General features: G+C 56.4%; 9 protein-coding genes. 6 read left to right on the top strand and 3 right to left on the bottom strand.

Annotated features, from left to right (window positions below; all coding sequences use genetic code 11):
- The first annotated feature begins 80 nt into the window (after positions 1–80).
- The 5 genes from nth to K787_RS0112425 all read left to right on the top strand — a co-directional run bounded on the left by nth (position 81) and on the right by K787_RS0112425 (position 3,616).
- Positions 81–716 carry an endonuclease III gene (nth, locus tag K787_RS0112445; protein ID WP_022963137.1) on the top strand — a complete coding sequence of 212 codons (636 nt, stop codon included), beginning with the start codon at positions 81–83 and terminating at the stop codon, positions 714–716.
- 106 nt (positions 717–822) lie between these two features.
- A complete protein-coding gene (locus K787_RS0112440) occupies positions 823–1,005 on the top strand; it encodes a PA3496 family putative envelope integrity protein (RefSeq protein ID WP_022963136.1) in 183 nt (60 codons plus the stop codon).
- A gap of 159 nt (positions 1,006–1,164) precedes the next feature.
- Positions 1,165–1,374, top strand: a complete 210-nt coding sequence (locus K787_RS0112435; RefSeq protein WP_022963135.1) for a DUF2061 domain-containing protein — start codon at positions 1,165–1,167, stop codon at positions 1,372–1,374.
- Positions 1,375–1,523: 149 nt separating this feature from the next.
- Positions 1,524–2,816 (top strand): serine protein kinase PrkA, encoded by a 1,293-nt coding sequence (locus K787_RS0112430; protein ID WP_022963134.1) that lies wholly within the window; start codon positions 1,524–1,526, stop codon positions 2,814–2,816.
- The gene (locus tag K787_RS0112425; RefSeq protein WP_423785711.1) at positions 2,813–3,616 is read left to right on the top strand and encodes an MlaA family lipoprotein; all 804 of its coding nucleotides are present in this window, start codon (positions 2,813–2,815) and stop codon (positions 3,614–3,616) included. Before K787_RS0112430 ends, K787_RS0112425 begins: the two co-directional genes overlap by 4 nt.
- A 119-nt stretch (positions 3,617–3,735) precedes the next feature.
- Here K787_RS0112425 and K787_RS0112420 read toward each other — a convergent pair whose 3' ends face one another.
- A complete protein-coding gene (locus tag K787_RS0112420; protein WP_022963132.1) occupies positions 3,736–4,188 on the bottom strand; it encodes a YcgN family cysteine cluster protein in 453 nt (150 codons plus the stop codon).
- A gap of 3 nt (positions 4,189–4,191) precedes the next feature.
- Positions 4,192–4,464, bottom strand: coding sequence for a glutaredoxin family protein (locus K787_RS0112415; RefSeq protein WP_040640989.1), 273 nt, complete (start codon positions 4,462–4,464; stop codon positions 4,192–4,194).
- 102 nt (positions 4,465–4,566) lie between these two features.
- Between K787_RS0112415 and K787_RS0112410 the strand changes: the two genes are divergently transcribed.
- On the top strand, positions 4,567–5,895 hold the full coding sequence (locus K787_RS0112410; RefSeq protein ID WP_022963130.1) for a deoxyguanosinetriphosphate triphosphohydrolase: 1,329 nt from the start codon (positions 4,567–4,569) through the stop codon (positions 5,893–5,895).
- Positions 5,896–5,919: 24 nt separating this feature from the next.
- On the opposite strand, the gene K787_RS0112405 is transcribed toward K787_RS0112410, so the two are convergent.
- The gene (locus K787_RS0112405) at positions 5,920–6,780 is read right to left on the bottom strand and encodes a nitrate- and nitrite sensing domain-containing protein (RefSeq protein WP_022963129.1); all 861 of its coding nucleotides are present in this window, start codon (positions 6,778–6,780) and stop codon (positions 5,920–5,922) included.
- Positions 6,781–6,795 lie beyond the last annotated feature (15 nt).

Genomic DNA, 6,795 nt, shown 5'->3' with positions numbered 1-6,795 from the left:
CCCCGCCCGCCTTACGCGCCCTTGTCATGTCCCTGCCTTAAACACATCAATATCAACCAGGTCTGAGAAAACCACTGCCAATGAATAAACAAAAACGCGCGGAAATTTTCCGTCGGCTGCGTGAGGACAACCCCACCCCCACCACCGAACTGGCCTACAACAGCCCATTCGAGTTACTCATCGCGGTAATCCTCTCAGCCCAGGCTACGGATGTGGGCGTGAACAAGGCCACGGCCAAACTCTACCCTGTGGCCAATACGCCGGAGGCCATCTACGCGCTGGGCGTCGAGGGGTTGAGCGAATACATCAAGACTATTGGCCTGTACAACAGCAAGGCAAGAAACGTCATTGAGACCTGCCGTATGCTGGTCGAGCTGCATAATAGCCAGGTACCGGACAACCGCGAGGCGCTGGAGGCTCTGCCCGGCGTGGGCCGCAAGACAGCAAACGTAGTGCTCAACACCGCGTTCGGCCATGCAGCCATGGCGGTGGATACGCATATCTTCCGCGTCAGCAACCGCACCGGCATCGCACCGGGTAAAAATGTGTTGGAGGTCGAGCGCCAATTAATGCGCCACGTGCCCAAGGAATACCTGGTCGACGCTCACCATTGGTTGATCTTGCACGGCCGCTATGTGTGCAAGGCACGCACCCCGCAATGCGGTAGTTGCCGCATCGAAGACCTGTGCGACTACAAGTTTAAAACCGGTAACTGAAACCCTCGCTTAAATTTGCTCCACCTGATTGAAAAAATCTATTTCCGCTAAGTTCGATTCGTCGCTATAAGGTGCGCAAATGGCATCTTCATAGTGGAGTTGAGTCATGGCCAAAGCAAAAGCAGAAATAGAACTGGACGACGATGACTTTGTTGAAGAAGACGATGCGCCCGATACGGACTCAGCGGCCAATTCCAAAGCCAATCTGACCAAACGCAGATTGATCGATAACTACCTGGAAGAGCGACGCCTGCAGAAACAATTGCTGGACTTCGACTTCGACGGCTAACCACCCTCGCCGCCCTACAAAGCGGCGAGCTGTGGCTTGATGGTTAAGCGATTGAACTAAACAATCGAAGCCATTACCCAAATCTGTTTTGCCTATCAGCAGTGACCTTCTACACTCACTTCATCGGGAATGATTCCCATTTATGAATTGAGGTGTACCATGGTCAAGACCACTACTTTCGCAATCATGCATTTCACCGTGGCCTTTGCGGTGGTGTACCTGATGACCGGCAGTCTGGTGATCGGCGGCGCTGTTGCATTGGTAGAACCCGCCATCAACACCGTCGCTTTCCACTTTCACGAGAAGGTCTGGAAACGGATTGAGCAAAAGCGCACCGAGCGCTTGTCACCACCCCTTCTCCAGGCTTGATGGCAGGTGCTACAGGCGCCTGATCGCCGGGCTGCGCATGCTCCGCGAAATACTGCGGAAACGCCGCTGCGGCAGCTACTATTCAGCGGTGCTGGGGAACTTTATAGCTGTTATTCGGGTATAGTCAGGGGAGTCCACTGGAAAACCCCATGCCCTTATATATCTATGCGCTGATTTTCAGCCTGTTTGCCGTCTCGGCACAGGCTCAACAGACCGATAACTTCAGTTATCCCAACATTAATGCCTTTATGTCCACTATCGGTGGCACCCCCGAGCCCTTGCGCGCGCCGGTGTCTGACGATGTGGATGTTCGCCAGGCAGACCTCTCTGTGCGCGTACTGCCAGAGCGATATCTGCCCCCTGCGCTGTCACGCTACCGTGACATGCACTACCGACTAGCCTACCAAAACAAACCCGCCCCGCTGATCTTTCTGATCGCCGGTACCGGTTCGGGTTTCGATAGCCCGCGCCTGGACTACCTCAAGGCCTTGTTCTGGGATGCAGGCATGCACGTCATCATGCTGTCTTCGCCGACCAACCACGATTTTATTGCCTCAGCCTCAAGCACCGGCTTGCCTGGTCTGGGTCGCGAAGATGCGCGCGATCTGCATACCGCCATGTCACTGGCAGTTGAGCATGCCCGTAACAAAAAAGGTATCGAGGTGACTGAATACCGCGTCGCCGGATTTAGCCTCGGTGCGCTGAATGCTGCCTTTGTTAGCCACCTTGATGAATCGCTGGGTCAGTTCAACTTCACCAAGGTGTTGATGCTCAATCCTCCCGTGGATCTGTACTCCTCCATCCAGCGCCTGGATGCATTGTCAGACACCAAGGTGGAAGGCATCCGCAATACCGAGAGTTTCTACGAGCATATTTTCGACAAACTCTCCCGCCACTTCGCCAAGAGCGGCGACACCGATGTGGAAGCCGGCCTGTTCACTAGCATCCAGACGTCTGAGGAGGCTTTGACTGATGCCGAGATGGCGCTGATGATAGGTGCTGTGTTTCGATTTGCGGCGGCCGACCTGAACTTCATGACCGACGTGATCAACGGTACAGGCCGTTATGCGCCACCTGGGGAGACCATCAAGGTCAGCACCTCGTTGACGCCCTACCTGCGTCGAGCTTTGTTTTGCGACTTCAACTGCTACGTGCAGAGCCAGCTGTGGCCATCGTGGAACAACCGCAATATCGAGAAGACCATCAACGACATGGCGTATGAAACCAGTCTGCGCAGCATTGAAGAGCACCTGGTCGACAACCCGAAAATCGCCGCCGTTACCAATGCCGATGACTTTATTCTTGACGCCGGTGACTACGCCTATCTCACCCAACTGCTGGGCGAGCGTGCTTATGTGTTTCCGCGCGGGGGCCATGGTGGAAATCTGCAACACGTCGACGTGACCGCACGGATGCTGGGCTTTCTTGAGGGAACAGAATAATGCGTAGAACTACTCTGACCTTGTGCCTGGCGTTATGCACCACATCGCTGCTTGCCCAGGAAACGCCTCAAAGCACGCGTGAGTCCGTTTCCACTGCGGCGGTAACGCCTGAGTACACAGACCCTTTCGCTGCGCTGGAAATCGACCCCTACGCCAGCCAGTACCAATTTGAACGTTCCAGCCTGCGCGCATTGAATGTGCAGGATCCGATCGAAGGCTTCAACCGGCGCATCTACCGCTTCAACGGACAGTTCGATGAGCTGGTGTATCTGCCAGTGATACGTACCTATGAATGGGCTACGCCACAATTCGTTCGCAAAGGTGTGTCTAACGTATTCTCCAACCTGGCGGACGTGCCTAACTTGGGCAACAGCATTTTGCAGGGCAAGGTACAGCGCAGCATGCGTACCACCGCGCGCCTGCTATTCAATACCACCTTGGGGGTCGTCGGCCTGTTCGATGTGGCCAAAACCATGGGGCTGCCACAGGAGTCAGAAGATTTCGGCCAGACTCTGGGCGTCTACGGCGTACCGCCTGGGCCCTATTTGGTGCTTCCCTTCCTTGGTCCCTCGTCTTTGCGTGATGCCACTGGCCGAGCAGTGGACTGGTCCCTTGAAGATGCGGCCGCCTACTTGAACAATCGCCAAATCATGAATAACAACCCATGGAGCTATGGGCTGTATGCCATTGATCTTCGGTATAAAAACGGTTTCCGCTATGGCGCACTCGACAGCCCGTTCGAGTATGACCAGGTGCGTTATCTTTACAAAAAGCTGCGCGAGTTTCAGATAAGTCAGTGACCCATAGCCGCTTTGCTGTTTGGGTCAACGGCAAGCGGCAAGGTATCCGAGTGGATGCAAGGTGCAATGCCTGGTATCTGCTCCAGCGCTATACCGACCTGTCAGGTTTAAACTGCACCCTACCCGACCCTAAAGATAATCTGATCTTCCCAATCGACCTCAGGTACCGCGTTTTCGGCGAGCATGCGGCCGGCCTGGGAGATGCCAGCCGCGTGCACGGCTTTGCGATCGCCGCACACCAGATGATGCCAAATAGGCAGATCCTTGCCTTCGGCGACCAGACGGTAACCGCAGGTGGGCGGCAACCAGGAGAAGCCCGCAGCAGCGGTGGGGGTCAGTTGAATACAGTCGGGTACATAATCCCGGCGCTGAGGGTAGTTACTGCACTGACAGCTATTCAGGTCCAGCAGCTTACAGGCCACGCGCGTGTAATAAATGGCGTTAGTGTCGTCTTCATCTTCGAGTTTTTGCAGGCAACAAAGCCCGCAGCCGTCACACAGCGACTCCCACTCCTGCTGATCCAGCTCTACTAGTGCTTTACGCTGCCAAAAAGGTTTGACGATCTGTGCCATGGCTTAGCCCTCCTCCGCCAACACATCGCCCAGCCATTCCATCAGCTGCGGCAGGGTGAAGGGCCAATCCAACTCCGCGCCAGTGTCCTCGCGGCGCAACACCGGAATCCGCAACTGGTAACGCGCCATCAGCTCGGCACTGTCCGCACTGTTGGTAATATCCTGCTCGCGGGCCTGCACGCCGTTGCCTGCGAGCAGAGCTAACAAGCTGCTGGCCTCCTCGCAAAGGTGGCAGGCTTGGGTCCCATAGAGGGTCAGTTGCGGATCGGTTTGCATCAAAGGGTAATCATGGCTGGGAATCAAGCGCCTAGTGTAACCCGCCTGCTTGGCAGTGGCGACGCCATGCAACATACTGCCGACAAATTACGGAGACACTATATGGATTGGGAAACACTGCTGTGCCGCGAGCGGCTGGGCAAACCGGTTGCCGGTTCCGATGAACTTGGCCGCACACCCTTTCACAAGGATCACGACCGGGTTATTTTTTCCGGAGCGTTTCGGCGTCTGGGCAAGAAAACCCAGGTGCATCCGGTCTCCAGTAACGATCATATCCACACCCGTCTGACGCATAGCCTGGAGGTCGGTTGCGTGGGCCGTTCACTGGGTATGCGCGTGGCAGAAATGCTCCGCGACCAACTGCCAGCCTGGTGCGAGCCGGCGGATATCGGCGTAATCGTCCAGGCTGCGTGCCTGGCCCACGACATTGGCAACCCGCCCTATGGACACTCCGGTGAAGATGCAATCCGCCACTGGTTCCACCAGGCCGACCAGCGCGGCTGGCTAGCGCCGCTGACTGATGCCCAACGCCTGGACTTTCTTAACTTTGAGGGTAACGCCCAAGGCTTTCGCGTGCTTACCGAATTGGAGTACCACCAGTTCGAAGGTGGCATGCGCCTGACTTACGCCACACTGGGCGCCTATCTTAAATACCCCTGGACCGCACGGCACGCCGATAGCCAAGGTTACAAGAAGCACAAGTTCGGTTGCTACCAAGCCGAGTTCCCGCTGCTGGAACAGATCGCTGACAAGCTCGGCCTACCGCTGCAGGCAGACCAGTGCTGGGCGCGACATCCGCTGGTGTATCTGGTCGAGGCGGCGGACGATATCTGCTATGGCCTGATTGACCTTGAAGACGGCATGGAGATGGAGCTGCTGGATTACGCCGAGGTTGAAGACGTATTGCTGCAGCTGGTCGGCGATGACCTACCGGAAACCTATCGCCTGCTTGGCCCGCAGGACTCGACTCGGCGCAAGCTGGCGATCTTGCGCGGCAAAGCCATCGAACACCTGGTCAATGCCGCCGCCGAGGCGTTTATCAATCAGCAGCAGGCGTTGCTAGCCGGTGAGCTTAAGGGTGATTTGGTCGAGCACATGCATGACAATGCCCGGCGCTGCGTACTGACGGCGAAGAACATGGCGCGTGAACGTATCTTTCAGGACAAGCGCAAGACATTGCATGAAATTGGTGCCTACAGCACCCTGGAAACGTTATTGGATGCCTTCTGCGGCGCAGTAAACGAACAGCATGCCGGGCTGCACCTGAGCTTCAAGCATCAGCGCATTCTAGACCTGATGGGTAATAATGCACCCAAACCAGATTGGGATTTGTATCGTAGCTATATGCGGGTGATCGATTTCATTGCCGGCATGACCGACCTTTACGCGGCGGACATGGCGGCGCGGATTCGCGGCGTCAGCCCGATCTGAGCTGATGCGACAATGCGCTGAAGTTTATCTGAACGCCAACGCACCAGGTGCCTGCAACCGGTCCAGCAACAGATCGACTATCGCCAATTTGGCGCTGATGGCCTGCGTAGCGATATTGAAATAGCGATTGGACGGTAGACCCGGCTTATCGCGACTTTGCAGCAGCAAATCTACTGCTGCCAGTAAGCTGTCCAAACTCTCTTCGGCCGCCCGCACAGGCTTTTCCATCGACAGACGCAACAGCGGCTCGGTACACAGCCGCGCCAAGGGCTGATAACACTGGCTATTGATCTGCTCGCGCAGACGCTGCAGCTCTTGATGCTGTAACGCACTGTTTTGCCGGCGCGCAGCTATGCCGGTTCCCACGGCCCGGGCGCGGCCAAGCAGTTCAGTATTTTTTAGCAGCTCCAGCCACATTCCCTGCGGCTGCGGCGCCAAGGCGCCCAGGCACAGCAAGTCGTGCCGGTTACCCAGCGCTTCTATGGTGTTGATCAAGTGGTCGGCCATACGATGGTGTAACTGCAATACCGCTTCTGCGGAAGCATGATGCTGGCGTTGCGCGCCAATTTCTTCCCAAATAGGTACCACAGGATGCCAGGCGGTGTACCAGAACAAGCTGCCCTCGTGAACGGCGACAGCTTCAAGGCAATGGTTAACCTGTGCCTCGACCTTCCAGCGCTGACTTTCAAGGCTACTCTCTCCCGCCATCACGCCAAAACACAGCCCCCGGTGACGTTGGACCTGTTCAAGCAACAAACGCAAGAGTCGGATCTGCTCCAACGCCTTGAGCCGACGCTGACGTTTCTGAACGGTGCGGCGCCGGCTGCTGATTCGTTCCAACACCAGCGCCAATACTGCCGCAATTCCGAATAGAGCCCAGACCATAACGCACCAGCTTCA

Source organism: Halopseudomonas pelagia CL-AP6, assembly GCF_000410875.1.
Lineage (GTDB): Bacteria > Pseudomonadota > Gammaproteobacteria > Pseudomonadales > Pseudomonadaceae > Halopseudomonas > Halopseudomonas pelagia.
This window is presented reverse-complemented; position numbering and strand designations above follow the sequence as displayed.